Source organism: Bifidobacterium catenulatum DSM 16992 = JCM 1194 = LMG 11043 (genome assembly GCF_001025195.1).
In the GTDB taxonomy this organism is placed as follows: Bacteria; Actinomycetota; Actinomycetes; order Actinomycetales; family Bifidobacteriaceae; genus Bifidobacterium; species Bifidobacterium catenulatum.
On the sequence record NZ_AP012325.1, the window covers coordinates 258,826 to 276,095 of the forward strand.

General features: G+C 55.5%; 18 protein-coding genes and 1 tRNA gene. 8 read left to right on the plus strand and 11 right to left on the minus strand.

What is annotated here, in order from left to right; translation table 11 throughout:
* The first annotated feature begins 67 nt into the window (after positions 1 to 67).
* Positions 68 to 607 (plus strand): hypothetical protein, encoded by a 540-nt coding sequence (locus tag BBCT_RS00985; protein WP_003836194.1) that lies wholly within the window; start codon positions 68 to 70, stop codon positions 605 to 607.
* Positions 608 to 677: 70 nt separating this feature from the next.
* Here the strand turns inward: BBCT_RS00985 and BBCT_RS00990 are convergent, their stop codons facing one another.
* The 8 genes from BBCT_RS00990 to coaD form a co-directional block, all read right to left on the minus strand.
* Positions 678 to 1,994 (minus strand): ATP-binding protein, encoded by a 1,317-nt coding sequence (locus BBCT_RS00990; RefSeq protein ID WP_003836192.1) that lies wholly within the window; start codon positions 1,992 to 1,994, stop codon positions 678 to 680.
* A 243-nt stretch (positions 1,995 to 2,237) separates the two neighbouring features.
* On the minus strand, positions 2,238 to 2,786 hold the full coding sequence (ilvN, locus tag BBCT_RS00995) for an acetolactate synthase small subunit (protein WP_003836191.1): 549 nt from the start codon (positions 2,784 to 2,786) through the stop codon (positions 2,238 to 2,240).
* A gap of 37 nt (positions 2,787 to 2,823) precedes the next feature.
* On the minus strand, positions 2,824 to 4,695 hold the full coding sequence (locus tag BBCT_RS01000) for an acetolactate synthase large subunit (protein ID WP_128805847.1): 1,872 nt from the start codon (positions 4,693 to 4,695) through the stop codon (positions 2,824 to 2,826).
* Positions 4,696 to 4,952: 257 nt separating this feature from the next.
* The gene (rnc, locus tag BBCT_RS01005) at positions 4,953 to 5,789 is read right to left on the minus strand and encodes a ribonuclease III (protein ID WP_003836185.1); all 837 of its coding nucleotides are present in this window, start codon (positions 5,787 to 5,789) and stop codon (positions 4,953 to 4,955) included.
* Positions 5,790 to 6,112: 323 nt separating this feature from the next.
* Positions 6,113 to 6,307, minus strand: a complete 195-nt coding sequence (gene rpmF / locus BBCT_RS01010) for a 50S ribosomal protein L32 (RefSeq protein WP_004220165.1) — start codon at positions 6,305 to 6,307, stop codon at positions 6,113 to 6,115.
* A 128-nt stretch (positions 6,308 to 6,435) separates the two neighbouring features.
* Positions 6,436 to 7,062, minus strand: a complete 627-nt coding sequence (locus BBCT_RS01015; protein WP_003836180.1) for a YceD family protein — start codon at positions 7,060 to 7,062, stop codon at positions 6,436 to 6,438.
* Positions 7,063 to 7,076: 14 nt separating this feature from the next.
* Entirely contained in the window at positions 7,077 to 7,850 is a 774-nt protein-coding gene (locus tag BBCT_RS01020; RefSeq protein WP_003836179.1) for an ATP synthase subunit B family protein, read from the minus strand.
* A complete protein-coding gene (gene coaD, locus BBCT_RS01025) occupies positions 7,847 to 8,341 on the minus strand; it encodes a pantetheine-phosphate adenylyltransferase (protein WP_003836177.1) in 495 nt (164 codons plus the stop codon). Before coaD ends, BBCT_RS01020 begins: the two co-directional genes overlap by 4 nt.
* A 117-nt stretch (positions 8,342 to 8,458) precedes the next feature.
* Here coaD and BBCT_RS01030 point away from each other — a divergent pair, with 117 nt between their 5' ends.
* Positions 8,459 to 8,785: a DUF3039 domain-containing protein gene (locus tag BBCT_RS01030; RefSeq protein WP_003836174.1), complete on the plus strand. Its 327-nt coding sequence runs from the start codon at positions 8,459 to 8,461 to the stop codon at positions 8,783 to 8,785.
* A gap of 202 nt (positions 8,786 to 8,987) precedes the next feature.
* On the opposite strand, the gene BBCT_RS01035 is transcribed toward BBCT_RS01030, so the two are convergent.
* Complete coding sequence (locus BBCT_RS01035) at positions 8,988 to 9,998, minus strand: aldo/keto reductase (RefSeq protein WP_033512593.1); 1,011 nt, start codon at positions 9,996 to 9,998, stop codon at positions 8,988 to 8,990.
* A gap of 198 nt (positions 9,999 to 10,196) precedes the next feature.
* Here BBCT_RS01035 and BBCT_RS01040 point away from each other — a divergent pair, with 198 nt between their 5' ends.
* Positions 10,197 to 10,631 carry a MerR family transcriptional regulator gene (locus BBCT_RS01040; protein WP_003836168.1) on the plus strand — a complete coding sequence of 145 codons (435 nt, stop codon included), beginning with the start codon at positions 10,197 to 10,199 and terminating at the stop codon, positions 10,629 to 10,631.
* Positions 10,632 to 10,832: 201 nt separating this feature from the next.
* Here the strand turns inward: BBCT_RS01040 and BBCT_RS01045 are convergent, their stop codons facing one another.
* Positions 10,833 to 11,507 carry a non-canonical purine NTP pyrophosphatase gene (locus BBCT_RS01045; protein WP_003836166.1) on the minus strand — a complete coding sequence of 225 codons (675 nt, stop codon included), beginning with the start codon at positions 11,505 to 11,507 and terminating at the stop codon, positions 10,833 to 10,835.
* 120 nt (positions 11,508 to 11,627) lie between these two features.
* Positions 11,628 to 12,392, minus strand: a complete 765-nt coding sequence (gene rph / locus BBCT_RS01050; RefSeq protein ID WP_003836164.1) for a ribonuclease PH — start codon at positions 12,390 to 12,392, stop codon at positions 11,628 to 11,630.
* 259 nt (positions 12,393 to 12,651) lie between these two features.
* Between rph and BBCT_RS01055 the strand changes: the two genes are divergently transcribed.
* The 5 genes from BBCT_RS01055 (at position 12,652) to BBCT_RS01070 (ending at position 17,244) form a co-directional block, all read left to right on the plus strand.
* A complete protein-coding gene (locus BBCT_RS01055) occupies positions 12,652 to 13,974 on the plus strand; it encodes a nicotinate phosphoribosyltransferase (protein WP_003836162.1) in 1,323 nt (440 codons plus the stop codon).
* Between the two features lie 169 nt (positions 13,975 to 14,143).
* Entirely contained in the window at positions 14,144 to 14,284 is a 141-nt protein-coding gene (locus tag BBCT_RS09080) for a hypothetical protein (protein ID WP_003836161.1), read from the plus strand.
* Between the two features lie 33 nt (positions 14,285 to 14,317).
* Positions 14,318 to 15,586, plus strand: a complete 1,269-nt coding sequence (locus BBCT_RS01060; RefSeq protein WP_003836159.1) for an aminoacyltransferase — start codon at positions 14,318 to 14,320, stop codon at positions 15,584 to 15,586.
* A gap of 164 nt (positions 15,587 to 15,750) precedes the next feature.
* Positions 15,751 to 17,043 carry an aminoacyltransferase gene (locus tag BBCT_RS01065; RefSeq protein ID WP_003836156.1) on the plus strand — a complete coding sequence of 431 codons (1,293 nt, stop codon included), beginning with the start codon at positions 15,751 to 15,753 and terminating at the stop codon, positions 17,041 to 17,043.
* Positions 17,044 to 17,168: 125 nt separating this feature from the next.
* Positions 17,169 to 17,244 (plus strand) — tRNA-Thr (locus BBCT_RS01070).
* Positions 17,245 to 17,270 lie beyond the last annotated feature (26 nt).

Consider the following 17,270-nt stretch of genomic DNA (forward strand, 5'->3'; position numbering starts at 1 on the left):
ATGTCATATTCTTGTTATTGCAGGAAACCTTAGCTGTTCTTGTCGGAGAGACCAATGGAGGTGCCTTATGAATCAAGTGATGCGAAGAAGCGTCTGTTGCTTGTTGTCCACCTTGTTGTTGTGGTCATGCGTTGGCTGCACGAAAGCCGTACATGAAAGTTCCGGTGATAGCTCCGTACAGAGCAGTAGCGAGCATGATGATGCCGCAGAACAGGCATATAAAGCATTTACTGTAGACGCTCTGGACCGTGTCGCCGTCGATGATCTCAATAACTCAGACAAACTGGTTCTAGTAAACAAGCTGGGGGCGAAATCCGTGCACGGCGATGGTGCTATTCCATTTGCCCAAAAAGTCGACGAAAACAATATGTATTATGTCGTTTCCATGTGCAAACAGAAGGAACAGGCTCCTTATTCGTTTGTCCTCTACAAAGATGGACAGCCACACACCCTAACCACTAGGGAGGCCTGTACGTCTAATGGAGTGGAAACAGTCTCTCTTCCGGCGAAGAATTTCCCAGATGCCACCTCATTGTCCATTATCAATATCGGCAATACGGATCTTGTTGTTTCCGTATATGAAGTAAAAGAACACCATAATGAATAATTTCAGTCATAATGCTCCCTGTCGTTCTGCCAACATCATGGTTTGTGACATCACGATGAATGCTACTGGGCTAGTTGTTGCAAAACTGGCTCAGTAGGTAGATGGGGTAGTAGGTAATATTGTGATCGGTTTCGATATTGCCGGGGCCGAAGACTAATCCTTGGCGAAGGTGATAACTTTCCTCTGCGAGCACATTATTAAGAGCCCGATGAACCTTGTAATTCTTTCCTGATTTCACCTCAATGGGAATGATATTGTCATTGCGATCTTGGACGAGAAAATCAAGTTCTCCTAAGCGCTTGCTGTTGTAATAATACAGATGAGAAAAACCGTGGGCGGTAAGTTCCTGGGCTACCACATTTTCGTAGATTGCTCCATAATTAACTTCGTCATCGCCGGCAAGAATATCAAGTGCGGTCGAGTTGAGATATGCGCCCGTGAGCAGACCAACATCGGAATAAAACAGTTTGAACAAATTACGTTCTTTAGACATTTCCAACGGTTTGCGAGGCTCGTCCACGTTGTATGCGGGAATGGCGACGTTCGCAGCGGAAAGCCAGTCAAAATCGTTGGCCACGGCTTGGAATCGCGTGTTTTTTTCGATTTTTGCGAACGTGAAACGCTTGTTGGGATTGTTGAGCTCACTTGGAACAAGGTCGTAAATAGAGCGAATATGCAGACGGTCCTCTTTGCGTGCGTACTGACTGATATCGCGACGATAACCTTGTTTGATATCTTCTTGTGCCTGACGAACGTCTATGAGACTGTTGTTTTGTGCAAACGATGCTACTGCAGCCGGCATGCCTCCAATAATCAGATATTTTCTGAATAAAGACATGAGATGTTCATGAATAAAATCATCCACTGACTGTTTTTTCTCATAGCATTCCTTCAACATGTCGAAAATTTTTCCATCGACATTCTGTGACCAGCAGAATTCCTCAAAATCCAGAGGGAACATCACTACTTCGCTTTGATATCCAACTGGGACGGAGCGAACATCTTCAAGTTCGACTCCGAGTAAAGATCCTGACATGGCGAAATCATATCTGCCGTCATCCACAAGGAATTTGACGGCTGTTGCGGCTTCCTTGCATGCTTGGATTTCATCAAGAAAAATCAGCGTTTTCCCTGGAATAAAACGTTGGCCGGATGCCAGTTCCATGCGCATGAGCATGGTTGCTGCATCGCTGGGAGGGTTGAAGATACGTGCCGCATCCGGATTTTGAATGAAATTAAATTCCGCGAAACTCTCATAATGTTGGTCGGCGAATTCTCGAATGAGATAGGTTTTGCCGACCTGCCTTGCGCCTGTTACGAGAAGCGCGGTGTGAGATGGGGCATCATGCCAGGCTTGGAATTGCTTCAGTGCTTTTCTCTGTAGCATGATTGACTCCTTCAATCGTTTATATTTCAATGATTTGTGAGTGGCTTCGGATTTCCATTATACACTTTTCCAACCGAAAGCGATACCCCCGATTACACTTTTACAACCGATTGGGGGTATGGATTCTTGCGTTTTACAACCAGTAGAGGGTATAGATTCTTGCGTTTTCCAACAAAAAGGGCTTTCCCGCGGGAAAACGAGAAAGCCCTATAAGGTTTGCGGTGAGGCTGAATGCCGAATTGATCAGCGACCGGTGATTTCGGAGCCGAGTACCTTTTCGCTCAAGGCCTTCGGGCCGCGCGTCACGGCGACCGCACCGGAACGAACCAGCTCGATGATGCCGTAATGCTCCAAAAGCCCCAGCAGCGCGTCGATCTTGCCTTCGGCACCGGTGGCCTCGATGGTCAGCGATTCCGGATTCACATCGACCACGCGCACGCGGAACAGACGCACGATCTCCAGCACGTCGGAACGGTTGGATTCGTCGGCGGCAACCTTGATGAGCACCAGCTCGCGCTCCACGGTGGTTTCCGGATCGAGGTCCACGATCTTCAGCACGTGCAGCAGCTTGTTGAGCTGCTTGATGATCTGCTCAAGCGGTACCTCATCCACTTCGGCGGTGACGGTGACGCGGGAAATGTCAGGGCGCTCGGTGGGGGAGACGGACAGTGAGTTGATGTTGAACGCACGACGGGCAAACAGGCCGGCAATACGCGCCAGCACGCCCGGACGGTTCTCGACGAGCACAGAAAGCGTATGGCGCTTGGAACCCGGCTGAGATGCAGGATACATTGGTAGACCCTTCCTTACTACTTACTCGTTTGCTCGTTTACTCGTTGTCGGCAGCGGCCTTCGGACGCTGCAGCGGCTTGATTCCGGGCATATAGGTGACATTGTCGTTGGAATCGCCAGCTGCGACCATCGGCCACACCATAGCGTCCTTCCACACGCGGAAATCGATAAGCACCGGGCGATCATTGATTTCGTTGGCCTTCTTAATTGCTTCGACGGCTTCCTCTTCCGTAAACGCACGCATGCCGACGCAACCGTACGCTTCGGCAAGCTTCACGAAATCAGGAACATCCACGATCTCCGGCGTATTCTCGCCATCCATCAGATTGGTGGCGGAATAATGCTCGCCGTAGAACAGGGTCTGCCACTGACGAACCATGCCATACACGGAATTGTTCAGCAGTGCGATCTTGACCGGTGTGTGATCGTGGAACGCGGCTGCAAGCTCTTCAGAAGTCATCTGGAAGGAACCGTCACCGTCAATCAGCCACACCGGCTTCTCGCCCTCATGGAAACGTTCGGAACCAACACGAGCGCCGATGGCGGCCGGCAGTCCGTAACCCATGGTGCCAAGGCCGCCGGAGCTCAGCCAAGAATGCGGCTTCTCGAAATCGATGAGCTGCGTAGCCCACATCTGATGTTGGCCCACACCGGTAACCCAAATCGTGTCAGGATCAGCCAAGTCGGAAAGCTGCTTGATGACCCACTGCGGAGCGAGCGAGCCATCGGTCGGCTCATCCCACTTGATCGGGTACTTTTCACGCCAATCGTTGATGATCTCCCACCAATGCGAAGTGTCAGGCTTGCCATGCACGGCCTGCTCGCGCTTGATTTCCGGAATGAGATCCTTCAGCACGGTTGCCACATCGCCAACGATCGGCACATCCGGCTGACGGTTCTTGCCGATTTCCGCCGGATCGATATCAATGTGAATCACACGTGCACCCGGAGCGAAAGCGTCAAGCTTGCCGGTTACACGATCATCGAAACGGGCACCGATCGCAACAAGCAGATCGCAACGCTGTACGGCACCGGTAGCGGCGATCGTGCCATGCATGCCAAGCATGCCGAGCACCTTCGGATCGGAATCAGGCACAACACCGCGTGCGGGCAGCGTGGTGACGATCGGAGCGTTCGTGACTTCCGCCAGCTCCTGCACGAGCTTGCCGGCATCGGAACGGGCCGCGCCGCCGCCCACATACAGCACCGGACGGTACGCCTGCTCGAACAGCTTCGCAGCGTCGGAAAGCACACGGCCGTGAGCCTTCGTGGTGGGGTTGTAGCCGGGCAGAATCATGCGCTGCGGCCACGAATAGTACATATCGCCGATCTGTGCGGTTTTGGTGATGTCAACCACCACCGGGCCGGGGCGGCCGGAACGTGCCACATAGTGCGCTTCGGCGAGCACGCGCGGAATATCTTGCGCACGCGTGACCAGATAGGAGTGCTTGACCACTGGGTAGGTTGCGCCGACGATATCGGCTTCCTGGAAGGCGTCGGTGCCAATGGCGTTCACGCCAACCTGGCCGGTGATGACCACCATCGGCACGGAATCCATGTTCGCGTCGGCGATCGGGGTGATCATGTTCGTGGCGCCCGGGCCGGACGTGACGATGCACACGCCGACCTGACCAGTCGATACGGCATAGCCTTCAGCCGCATGACCTGCGGCCTGTTCGTGGCGCATCAGCACAAAACGGAAGCTGGTTTCATCGTTGATCGCATCGTATACCGGCAGAATCGCGCCGCCTGGAACGCCGAAAACATCCTTGACGCCCAGATCTTCCAGCGAACGTACCAGCGCTTCGGCGCCGGTCATCTTCTCGCCGTCAACAATGGTCTGCTTTTCAGTGGTTGCGGCTGCCTTGGGCATGCCGCTGAATGCCTGCAGGGGCGTAGGTAACACCATGTTCCCTCTCATATTCGCTCGTGGAACTTTCTTACGGGGGTGTGCTGCCGCGTTTCGGTGCACGCAATCAGCCGAACCCTATCATCGGAAAGCGGCGCAATCGCTTGTGGCGACTTGCGAATCGCAATCCTTCGCTAATAATCAGTCTATGCTATCGGCTGACAGGAGAATATGCCGGATTCGTGCCATATTCTGGCGCATTGCGTTCCGCAGTGGTATGAGAGGGTGGATTTGCGGCCGCTTGTTGGCTGTTTTGGCTACTTGTTGGCGCTTTCGTTGCTTTCGCCGTTGCTGCCGTTACTTTCGCCGCCGCTGTGCTTGTGATGATGTTTGCGATGCTTACGGACGTTTTGTGCTTCAGGCTTGCGATTGTCTAGCGCCTTCCAACCTTCTTCGGCTGCGGCGAGTTGCGCCTTGCGCTTGCTGGTGCCTGTGCCGGTGCTGATTATTTCGTCGCTTTCGCCCAGCATGACGTTCGCAGTGAACACTTGCGCATATTCCGGACCGGAAACCGACATCTGGTAACGAGGTTCGCCGAAGCCCATTCCATGCGCTTTGACGGTAAGCGAGGTTTTCCAATCGAGGGCTGGGCCTTCCGTCGCGACTTCCGCAAGCGTTTCGTCAACAAGATGATGCACAACGCGACGTGCCTCGTCAATGCCATGCTGAATGAACGTCGCACCGATCAACGATTCGACGATATCGCACAGAATCGAGCTTTTATCAGCGCCGCCCTGATCGCTTTCGCCATGACCGAGCAGAATGTATGGGCCTGCGTTGAGCTTTTCGCGGGCGATTTTGCTCAAGGATTCCTCGGAAACGGCTTTCGCGCGCATTTTCGCAAGCTGTCCCTCGTTCATGTCGGGGTGCGCCTTGTACAGGGTTTCCGTGGAGACGAGCTCAAGTACGGCATCTCCAAGGAATTCCAAACGTTCGTAGTTTTTTGCGCCCGGATTCTCGTGCGAGAAGGATCGATGGGTGAGCGCTTCGACCAGCAGGTCGGGTTCGAGCGTGGTGCCAAGTGCTTCAAGCAATGCGTTGGCGGTCATTTCGCCTTCGGAAACGGCGGATGCGGCGGTGTTGTTCTGGGTCATAATCGTCCTCGGTTTCGTAGTGGGTATGCGGCGGCGAAGCTCGCCGCGCTGTTCGGGACGTTGCGTACGTGGCAACAAGCCAGCAAATCTGGCCGATTGCTATGCAAACAACGATCGCGTTCAGTCTACTCTCCGCCCATGTCGAGGCGGAAATGCAGGGAAATGCGCGGATATTCGGTAGATGCGATACTTGGCGGATGCGAGGTGGGATGGTCAGGTGAGTGCAAATGGCATATGGCCAAGTGCGAGCCTGAAATATACAAAAACCCTGCCACCCGTCGATGGCAGGGTTTTAATGCTTTATGCCGTTACTCGACAGCCACTCACTTGGTGTGGATGGAGCGGACAGCCTCGCGGTACACGCGGCCGCGGTAGGCGCCGCAGCTCGGGCAGGCCATGTGCGGCAGCGCCGGAGCGCCACAGTTCGGGCAGGTAACGGTCTGGGCGGCCTTGGCCTTCCAGTTTGCGCGGCGAGAATGAGTATTCGCGCGCGAGGTCTTGTACTTAGGCAGTGCCATTGTGTTTCCTCTGTTTCGTTCGAACGATTGAGCTTAAGCGTTCAGTATCTTAACTTGTGCTCCGTACAAACTGCAAAATCCAAGCAAAATCCGAACAAAAACCAAGCGAAATCAGTCCTGCTCGCAGTCTATTCGTTGCCTTCCAGCTGGGCCTTCAACCCCTCCAAAGCGGCAAAACGAATATCGGTCACATCATGATGATGGTCCGGTTCCTCGTTCAAATCGGCACCGCACTGCGAGCACAATCCCAAGCAATCCGGCTTGCACAACGGCTGCAGCGGCAGTTCCTCAACCAACGTGTCGCGCAGCAAAGCCTCGATATTGGCCCAGGAGCCGCCTTCAAGCAGCGGATACGAATCTTCCGACTCGTCTTCGCCGGCAATAATGTCGACTTCCTCTTCCTTGGCGCCGCCCTTGCCATTTTTGCCGCCCTTACCGGACGCAACGTTTGCGGACTTGTCTTCATACGGGAAGAACGAGGTGACGTTCACTGTCCAATCGCGTTTGATCGGTTTCAAGCAACGGGTGCATTCCGCATGCACGGGGGCGCTGATGCGGGCGCTGAAAATCAAGCCGTCAACAATCGAATCAAATGATCCGACAACAGCAACGTCAGCACCTTCTTCAACGCCGACGATCTCATCGCCGATGCCGCTCGGTGCGGGGAAAGTCGCGTCGATCTCCTTGCTTTGCCCGGCTCGCGAGGCGACCTGCGCCACGGAAATCGCCCACGGGGAATCTTCGATACGTGCCATGTTCAGCCTTCCATTCAGCTTTCCGGATAGTCGTTTGCGTCAAGATGCGGCACATGCGTGCCCGCTTCGCGCTGGCGATCATACAGTACGTTCAATCCCGCCTGCACGTCGTTGCCAAGCTTGCCGAGCTGCTGTTGCAGCGTTTCCATCACCGTGGTGCAGTATTTGTCGGCTCCCTGCGTGAGATGGTCGGCCTTGGCTTGCGCTTGGTCGAGAATAGCACGCGCCTTCTGCCGCGCCAGTTCGGTCACGTTTTCCTGACCGGCGAGGAATTGCGCTTGCTCGTTGGCCTCGCGTATCGTGTCTGCCGCACGCGATTGCGCCGAAGCGACGATGGCGTTGGCTTGCGTCTGCGCGCTTTCCAAACGTCGTTCCGACTCGCGCATCAATGCCGAGGCGCGTTCCAGCTGCACCGGCATCATTTTCTTCAACTGGTCGAGCTGTTCGGTGAATTCGTCGCGGTCGACGCGCACGTTGCCAGGGAAGAACAGTATCGGTTTCGCTTCGTCCAATGCCGATTCGAGTTTGTCGATAATGTCGTACACGGTGGTGAATTCGTCGCGGCTCAGATTGTCGGAATCGGTCAACGGCGCGTTGGGATTGAACGTGTTGCGCAAATCCGGCAGATCAGACATGGAAATCAACGGTTCGACTGGCTCGGTGGCGCGTTTCGTGGCTTGCGCTTTCTGACCGGACTGGGCCGCTCGATCGGTTGGGCGTTCAGCGGTCACGTCGTCATCAAACTGGCTGCCGGCCGGATCGTACGCATTTGTTTCTTCACCCATCATGCCCTCTTTTCATCGTTAAGCGCTTCTCCGAGCAGCGGAATCACGCAATCGGGCACCATGCCGGTCACATCGCCACCGTGACGTGCCACATCTTTCACAATCGAACTGGAAATATGTTCCAAATCGGGCGCCGCCGGCAAAAACAGCGTTTCCACATCGGCGAGCTTGCGATTGACCAATGCCATACCCAACTCAGCCTCATAATCGCCATTCTGGCGAAGCCCCTTCACAATGACCGTCGCGCCGACTTTCTTGCAATAGTCAGTAATCAGTCCGGTTGTTGAAGCAACCTTGATATTGCGGTAATTCCGCTCTTCAAGCGCCTTACGGATAATCTCAACGCGGGTCTCTTCGGAAAACATCGGTGTTTTCGCCGCGTTCACTGCCACCACAACATGCACTTCATCGAAAAAACGCGCGCAACGTTCGATGACGTCCAAATGTCCGGCGGTCACTGGGTCGTACGACCCGGGGCAAACTGCAATTGTCATAGCTTCAAGCGTACCGCGATTGCGTGAAATTACGCGAAGTGTCGGCGAATATGTGGGTTTTCATGGCTATGATGGAGGCAGTGGTGCCGCGGTTGCGGCGTATTTGAGGAGTTGATTATGGCATTTTCGATGTTCGATGATCGCGACGGCTTCATTGACGAGGCTGATCCGGTCTCGCCGCTTTCCAATCCCGACGCGGGTACCGGCACTGCGGTGCTGGAACGCCCCGAAGAGGAGACGAAGCTGGATGATGGCGGCAATGGCGATGCGGATCGTTTCGCGCACTATGTTTCGCGTGATCGCATTGCCGAGTCCCGTCGCACCGGTCGACCGGTGGTGGCTTTGTGCGGCAAGGTGTGGGTGCCGAAACGTGATCCTTCGCAGTTCCCGGTATGCCCGGATTGCAAACGCATCTACGACGAAATGATGAACTCCAACTTCTGATCGTTTTTTCATCGTATTTCTCGTCGTATGGTGATTTTGGAATTTCACTGAAATTTCTGAAGATTGCCGAACGCTATTACATATAAAAAATCTGCCGAAATGGTCTCTGTATCGAAATTGTTTTCGATAATTCAGATTGTCTCGGCAGATTTTTATTGCTGTCGCGTTTTATTGTCGGCTTGCCTTTTTGAAATATCCGCGTTTAGCGCAACGAAATCTCGTCGATGCGACGCAGTTCCTCGTCGCTGAACGTGGTGTTCTTCAACGCGCCGATGTTGTCGAGCAGCTGCTGCGGGCGGGATGCGCCGACAAGTACGGAGGTCACGTAACCGTCGTGCAGCAGCCAGGCGAGCGCCATTTCGGCAAGCGTCTGACCACGTTCGGCGGCAATGTCGTTCAGGTCGCGGATCTGCTGCAGGCGTTCCGGCGTCAACGCGCTTTCCTTGAGGAAGCGGCCGTCATGCGCGATGCGGCTGTCTGCGGGCACGCCGTTGAGATAGCGATTCGTGAGCAGACCCTGTTCGAGCGGCGAGAACGTGATGAGTCCCTTGCCGAGCTTTTTGGCGGTTTCCTTCAGTCCGTTGCGTTCCACAGTGCGGTCGAAAATGTTGTAGCGGTTCTGGTTGATGATGAACGGTACGTGCAGCTCATCGAGGATTGCGGTGGCCTTTTCGAGCGTCGGGCCGTCGTAGTTGCTCAAGCCTACGTACAGCGCTTTGCCGCTTTGCACGGCGGCTGCCAGCGCTCCCATGGTTTCTTCGAGCGGTGTGGAGGAATCCATGTGATGGTGGTAGAAAATGTCAACGTAGTCAAGGCCGAGGCGTTCGAGGCTCTGATCGAGGGAAGCGAGCAGATATTTGCGGCTGCCGAGATCACCGTAGGGGCCGAGCCACATTTCGTAGCCGGCTTTGGTGCTGATGATCAGTTCGTCGCGATGATGATGGAAATATTCGTGCAACAGACGGCCGCAATTCTTTTCCGCGCTGCCCGGTTCGGGACCGTAATTGTTGGCGAGGTCGAAATGCGTGATGCCATTGTCGAATGCGGTGAACACAATGTCGCGCATGGTGGCGTATGGCGTAATATCGCCGAAATTATGCCAAAAACCGAGCGAAACCGCTGGAAGTTTCAGACCGCTCGCACCCACATGGTTGTAGGTCATGGAGTCGTATCGGGTAGGTGACGGCGTGTAGACGGTGGTCGGTTCGAGCATTGTTCCTCCTTGAAGACTTTTGCATATTCCGCTGTGCGCTGTGTTGCTTGAGTTGGCGCATGTCGTGAGTTTATCAACGATTCTATCGTCGCACTTCAAGTAAACTTGAATGCAAATATCGTCGATAGTGTGTTTTCCGATGATTGCCAATCGCAAGAAATCGCAAAATCGCAGAAAAAGTAGAAATGAGACGGGAAGATGGCGACATATACGATTCGTGAGGTTGCGCAACGATTCCATGTGCAGACGTCAACCTTGCGCTATTACGAGGACCAGGGGCTGCTGTGCAATGTGGAACGCGATGATGCGGGGCGGCGCGTGTACACCGACGCGCATATTGGGCGGCTCAAGGCGATCGCCTGCTTCAAACATGCGGGCATGAGCATCGACGAGCTTAAGCGCTTCTTCGCCTACGAAAAGGACGAGCGCGCACATATCGCAGACATGTTGGAATTGTTGGAATCACGGCATCATGCGATTCTGGAGCAGCGGGACGCGCTGGAAGAAGCGTACATGCATGTGTTGCGCAAGCTGCACTTGTACCGCGATATTCAGCGCAGTATCGAAACCGGCGAGCCGTACCCGGATTGGGCGAACTACGATGGCAAGGATTTTCGCGCCGACGATCGGTGAAGATTAGTGACGATTGATGGAGATCGGTGTCGCCCGGTGGCGTCCGGTTGGCGAAGAACGGAAACGGTGAGGTTCGGTGACGTCCGGTGAAAATCAGCAAACAAAAGGTGTGAAACCGTAAACTACAGTTCCACACCTGATAGCAATGTTGCGTCTTGTCTTTGCAACGGCTTGTTCGACCCCGCGTCGGTCTTGCTTCTCTTACTTCAGCAGGGTGGCTACGGACGGCAGCAGAGCACGCAAAGCCTTGCCGCGGTGGGAAATAGCGTTCTTTTCGGCCGGTTCCATCTGCGCGGAAGTGAGTTTTTCGCCCGCTTCCGTGGCACGGGCGGGCTGATCGTCGGGCACGAACAGTGGATCATATCCGAAACCGTACTCGCCATAAGGTTCATGCAGCAGCACACCCGGCATTTCGCCGATTTCCACGGTCTCGCTGGCAATCGCATAACGGCCGTCGGCACCGGCGCCAGCTTCGGTTTCCGGCACCACCAGTGCGGCTGCGCAACGGAAACGCGCGGTACGCTTGGCGTCCGGAATGTCGGCGATCTGCGCGAGCAGCAGCGCATTATTGGCTTTGTCATCGCCATGCTTGCCTGACCAACGTGCCGAAAGAATGCCGGGGGCATTGCCCATCACGTCGACGATCAGGCCGGAATCGTCGGCGATCGCCGGGCAGCCTGTGCGCGCTGCCACGTCGCGGGCCTTGAGTAGCGCATTCTCTTGGAAGGTCACGCCGTCTTCCACCGGATCCGGCAGATTCAGCGAGCCGGCGGAAACCAACTCCACTTGAGCCACGTCCGCACTCAGGCAATCTTCCAGAATGCGATTGATTTCAACGAGTTTGCCTTCGTTATGGGTTGCGACGATGATTCTCACGTTCTGATTCCTTTCGTTGCTTCGTTGATGTCGGCTTGCCTGACATGCCCTGGCTTACCTGGCCTACGCTCGGTTTGCGAGGCCAGCCTACGGTCGGCTTGCGTCCGGATTGCGTCCGTTTCAGTCCTGTGCGAGCGCAGCCTGCTGTGCGGCCTGCAGTTCCTTGTTGCCCTTTTCCGCCAGATCGAGCAGCGTGTTCAGCTCGGCGCGGTTGAACGGGCGATGCTCCGCGGTGCCCTGAATCTCAATGAATTCGCCGGATCCGGTCATGGCCACGTTCATGTCGGTCATGGCCTTGCTGTCTTCGATATATGGCAGATCAAGCATCGGCTTGCCGTCAATCACGCCCACGGACACGGCGGAAACACTGTCTTTGATCACGCGGTCGGCAGACCTGATGTGCTTGTGCTTCTCGGCCCAACGCATGGCGTCCACGAGCGCCACGTACGCGCCGGTAATCGATGCGGTTCGGGTGCCGCCGTCAGCCTGCAGCACGTCGCAGTCGATCTGCACCTGGTTTTCGCCGAGCGCCTTCATGTCGACCACGCCGCGCAGGCAGCGTCCGATCAGTCGGCTGATTTCGTGCGTGCGTCCGCCGATCTTGCCGCGCACGGATTCGCGATCAGTGCGGTCCGCGGTGGCTCGCGGCAGCATCGCATATTCTGCGGTGACCCAGCCCAGACCGGAGTCCTTGCGCCAACGAGGTACGCCTGCGGTGAACGTGGCCGTGCACATCACGCGCGTATTGCCGCATTCCACAAGCACGGACCCTTCCGGAACATCCGTGAAATGACGGGTGATACGCACCGGACGCAGCTCATCCACCTTACGTCCGTCCGCGCGAATTACCGTCTGCCCGTCTAACATGTCTTTAATCGCTACCATCGCTGATTTCTCTGCTTTCGATTGATTACACGATCAACAATCGCTTGTATTTTCCGAAAAAACAGTATCACCAGCCGAAAACCCGTCTTGAGGTGCGTGAATTGTTTGCAATCGTTTGCGACCATTTTGCGTCATTTTCCGCGTTTATCTTACGTAATACAGGCATGCAAGCACGTATGATGGAACGAAAACTTGTGTGTGGCCGCGGCGAGGTCTACGCTTATGGTCAGTTTCACCAAAAGTCAGAAAGGCTTTGGAAATGCTGGATTATTCACCTGCACTCATGACCGACATGTACGAATACACCATGCTTGACGCGTGCCTGAGGGATGGCACTGCCAATCGCAAGTGCGTATTCGAAATTTTCACCCGCCACCTGCCGCTTGGCCGCCACTACGGAGTGGCCGCCGGGCAAGGACGCATTCTTGACGCGCTTGAAAACTTCCATCTTGACGATAATGATCTGAAATTTCTTGCAGATCGCAAGGTGGTAGGCCCTGAAACCATCAAATGGCTTGAGAATTTCCATTTCTCCGGTTCAATCAAAGGCTATCGCGAAGGAGAGATGTTCTTCCCGAATTCGCCGATCCTGCAAGTCGAAGGCACGTTCGGTGAGTGCACGCTGCTGGAAACGCTGCTGCTGAGCATTCTGAATTACGATTCCGCGGTTGCATCGGCGGCGTCCCGCATGGTCAGCGCAGCAAAGGATCGCCCGTGCATGGATATGGGCGGCCGCCGAACGAACGAGTGGGCCGCCGTTGCCGCAGCTCGCGCTGCCGTAGTGGGTGGCTTCAAAGGCACGGCCAATCTGCTGGCCGCGCAAATGTATGGTTTGAAGGCCATTGGCACGGCCGCGCACTGCTTCACGCTGGTACATGACGACGAGCGTAGCGCGTTCGAATCGCAGATCGCCGCGCTCGGCAAGAACACCACGCTGCTGGTCGACACGTACAACATTGAAGAGGCTGTGAAGACGGCTGTTGAGGTGGCTGGTCCTGAATTGGGCGGCGTACGCATCGATTCCGGCGACTTGGCGTCGCTGGCGCAGCGTGTACGCAACCAGCTGGACGCGTTGGGTGCCACCAACACGAAGATCACCGTTACCAACGATTTGGACGAGTATGCGCTCGCGTCGCTGCAGACCGCGCCGGTTGATTCGTATGGTGTGGGCACCATGCTCGTCACCGGATCGGGCGCTCCGACCTGCGCGATGGTGTACAAGCTGACCGAACGCGAGAATTCTGCCGGCGACATGCAGCCGGTGGCCAAGAAGTCGAAAGACAAGGCCACGGTTCCAGGCCGTAAGCTCGCGTTCCGCTCGTACGAGTATTCGCTGGCCGACTGCGAACATGTGATTTCCGGTTCCGAAAAGCAGCTTGCCGCATACCGGCCGGAAGAAGGCTGGAGGGATCTGCTGGTCGACTACGTGTCCAACGGCGAAATCAACTCCGACTATCAGGGGCACGAAGCCATCGTCAACGCGCATAACTACCGCGCCCAAGCACTGGCCGAACTGCCGATCGGCGCGCAAAGCCTCATGAAGGGCGATCCGGTGATCCCTACCGAAATCACCGTCCTCTGACGGCTTCAGTCTTCTGACGGACATAGTCCTCTGACGCGTCCCCTCCTGGCGCCCGATGAGTGCTATCTCGCCTATGTATTTCTACAAGCTCATCTTTAGAGTAGTGGACCGTCAGCACCATTAAAAGCCCGCAGTGCAACCACCGCGGGCTTTTCTTGTAACTGAAAACATGGCAAAACATATTGCAGGGAGAAAAACCTACCGCATTAAGGAAATGATCAAGCGTGAAGAGGCTGTTGGATTGCGTTGGCAAATGCTTCTGATGGATTCTTTGCGTGCTATCATCGCTCCGGTTGCGCACGGCAATTGATTTTGACAGTCGAACAACGAAGGGCATGATCATATGCGAGCATTTTCTCTGGTTACGTTGAGTCCGGAGGCGTTTGACGATTTTTCCGCGCATCACGCGGACGGCAACTTCCAGCAGACCTCTGCCGCAGGCCGTCTGCGTGCCGGCCAGGGAATCGAAGTGGAATACCTTGGCGTTCAAGAAAACGGCAAAATCGTTGCGGGAGCGCTGCTCGAAACGCATCGCAGCCGTCTTTCCACTTTCAGTGTGGTGCACGACGGCCCTTTGTGCGACTATCACGATCGCGAATTGACCGAATATTTCATGGCCCAACTTAAGCAGCACGCGAAGGCGAAAGGTTCCGCACAGATGGAAATCGTGCCGGAAATGCCATACCGTCTGCATGATTCGCGCGGCGGCGAACTGCCAGCTGACCAAGGTGGTGCTCCTGCTGATGATGCCGTGGAAACGTTGAAAAACCTCGGCTTCATACATGACGGCTTCACAATCGGCTACACTGCGGTGCCGCGCTGGCGTTACTTGAAAGACCTGACTGGCATTACCGACGAAAAGTCACTGCTCAAGTCGTATGACAAGCGCACGCAGTGGAGTGTGAAACGTGCCGCATCCATGGGCGTGCATGTGTGCGAGCTAGGCGAAGACGAGCTGCAGGTGTTTGCCGACATCGAGCAGGCCACCGCCGAACGCCGTAATTTCGAGTATCGCGGTGAAGCCTACTTCCGCAAGTTCAAGCAAGCCTATGGCAGCAAAGCCCACTTCATGGTGGCGCAGATTCATATCGGCGAATACATTGCCGATATGGAATCCAAGCGCGATGTCTTGCGGAAGAAGGTCGATACGCTGCAGGCCAAATACGATGAGCATCCGACCACCAAAACGGGACGCCAGTTAGGGGAAGAGTCCCGCAACCTTGCGGCGGCGGAAAAGCGTTTGGCTGAAGCGGCCGAGTATGCCAAAGATGGTGACGTGCTTCCGGCGGCGGCCTCCCTGTTCGTGGAACATGCGCGTGAAACGGTGTATCTGTTCTCGGGTAGCGTGGAGAAGTACAAGCCGTTCTACGCTTCCGCGCTTATTCAGCATGATGCCATGCTGCATCTGTGCGTGGAGCGTGGCGTGGCCCGTTACAACTTCTACGGCATCGACGGCGTGTTCGACGATCCGAACAGCGAAGGCCGTGGCGTGCTCGAATTCAAGCAAGGTTTCAACGGGTATGTTGAGGAACTCATGGGTTCGTTCGTGCTTCCCGTGCGCCCGTTGGCATTCAAGCTCAAGACTTCCGTACGCAAACTCCTGCGCCGCTAGCTCGTCCTTTGCTTGGAGATTTCTGGGCGCGGACTTATAGGCGCGCGAGGGTTATGTGAACGCTGTTGACAGCGGCTGCAGGTCAGACTAGGTTATCGCCCTTGGGAAAAGGGACTTTTAGTCGGCTTGAATAACGAAAGGCAGTGCGGATTGTGGCGCGAGAAATGAATGCGAGTGAGGAGCAAGAGCGAGAATCGTCTGAATGGAATGTGCGTGAGCTGAGCGCCGGTGAATTTGACGCCCTTTCCGCTGCGAGCGAGTACGGCGGATTCCAGCAGACTTCCGAAATGGCGGCTTTGGCACAATCTGAAGGCATGCAGACGCAATACGTTGGATTGGTGGATTCGCACGATGTTCCGGTGGCTGGCGCGTTGGTGGCTTTTTCGCAAGGGCGTTTCGGCGTGGAAGGTTCGTTGTGGCTTGGTCCGTTGTGCAATGGGAATGACGGCGAGCAGATGACCGCGTTGACCGACGGTTTGCGAGAGGTCGCCGAACGGGTTCACGCCATCAGCCTGACGTGCTGGCCCAACCAGGTGTATTGCGTTCGTGATTCACAAGGCAAGGCTATGGCCGAACCCAATGATGAGATGGTGCGGGAGTACGAGCGGCTAGGCTGGAAGCATGCTGGCTTCACCCGAGGGTACGATGCCCTGATGAACCGTTGGAATTACGTCAAGGACTTGAGAGAGTTCTCGAACGCCGGCGAACTGCTCGCTTCGTATGCGAAGAACACGCGTCGTAACGTCAAGATTGCGCGGAACAGCGGCGTGGAGGTTCGACGCCTGAATCGCAGCGAGCTGAACGTGTTCCACGATATTTGCGAGCTGAGTAGCGAACGCCAGCATTTCGTCAACCGTAGCCTTGATTATTTCGAACGCGTATATGATGCGTTCGGAGACAAGGCTGAGTTCATGGTGGCGGAAGTGCATCTTGACCGCTATTTGCAGTCCTGGGAAGAAAAGCTGGCGAAGTTCTCGAAAGACGCGGAACGCTTGGAGCGTTCGCTTGAGCACACGAAGTACCCGGATGATGTGCGCAAGAAGCTCGATACGGCTCAGAAGAATGTGGAGTCCGCACGTCGCCGTATCGAGAACGCGCATGAGCGCATCGCTCGTGATGGTGAAGTGGTGCCGGTCGCCGTAGGTCTGTTCATGTGGCATGAGCGCGAGCTGGTGTATTTCTCCAGCGGATCCGACGATCGTTACGCCAAGTTCTACGCGCCCACCGCCTTGCAGCATGAGATGATGTCGCGTTGCTTGGAACGCGGGGTGACGCGGTACAACTTCTATGGCATTTCGGGTGTGTTCGACGATCCGGAAGACGATGGACGTGGCGTGTTGGAGTTCAAGCAGGGCTTCGACGGCTATGTGGAGGAGTTGCCGGGCGAGTTCACGCTTCCGGTGAACAAGCTGCGTTGCGGTGTGAGCGATCTGGCTCACAAACTCCTGCGCCGATAGTCCTAGGGGTCGGGCCTGCACCACACTGAAAGTGGAAAGGCGGACGCGACGCGGATTTGCGCGGGGTGAGTTTTTCTGATACGCTTTCTGTCTTGTGCGCGGATGGCGTATGCTTACCGGGCATTGCCACTTTAGCTCAGTCGGTAGAGCGGCTCACTCGTAATGAGCAGGTCGACAGTTCGATTCTGTCAAGTGGCTCCAGTGCCCTAGGTGTGAAAGCATCTAGG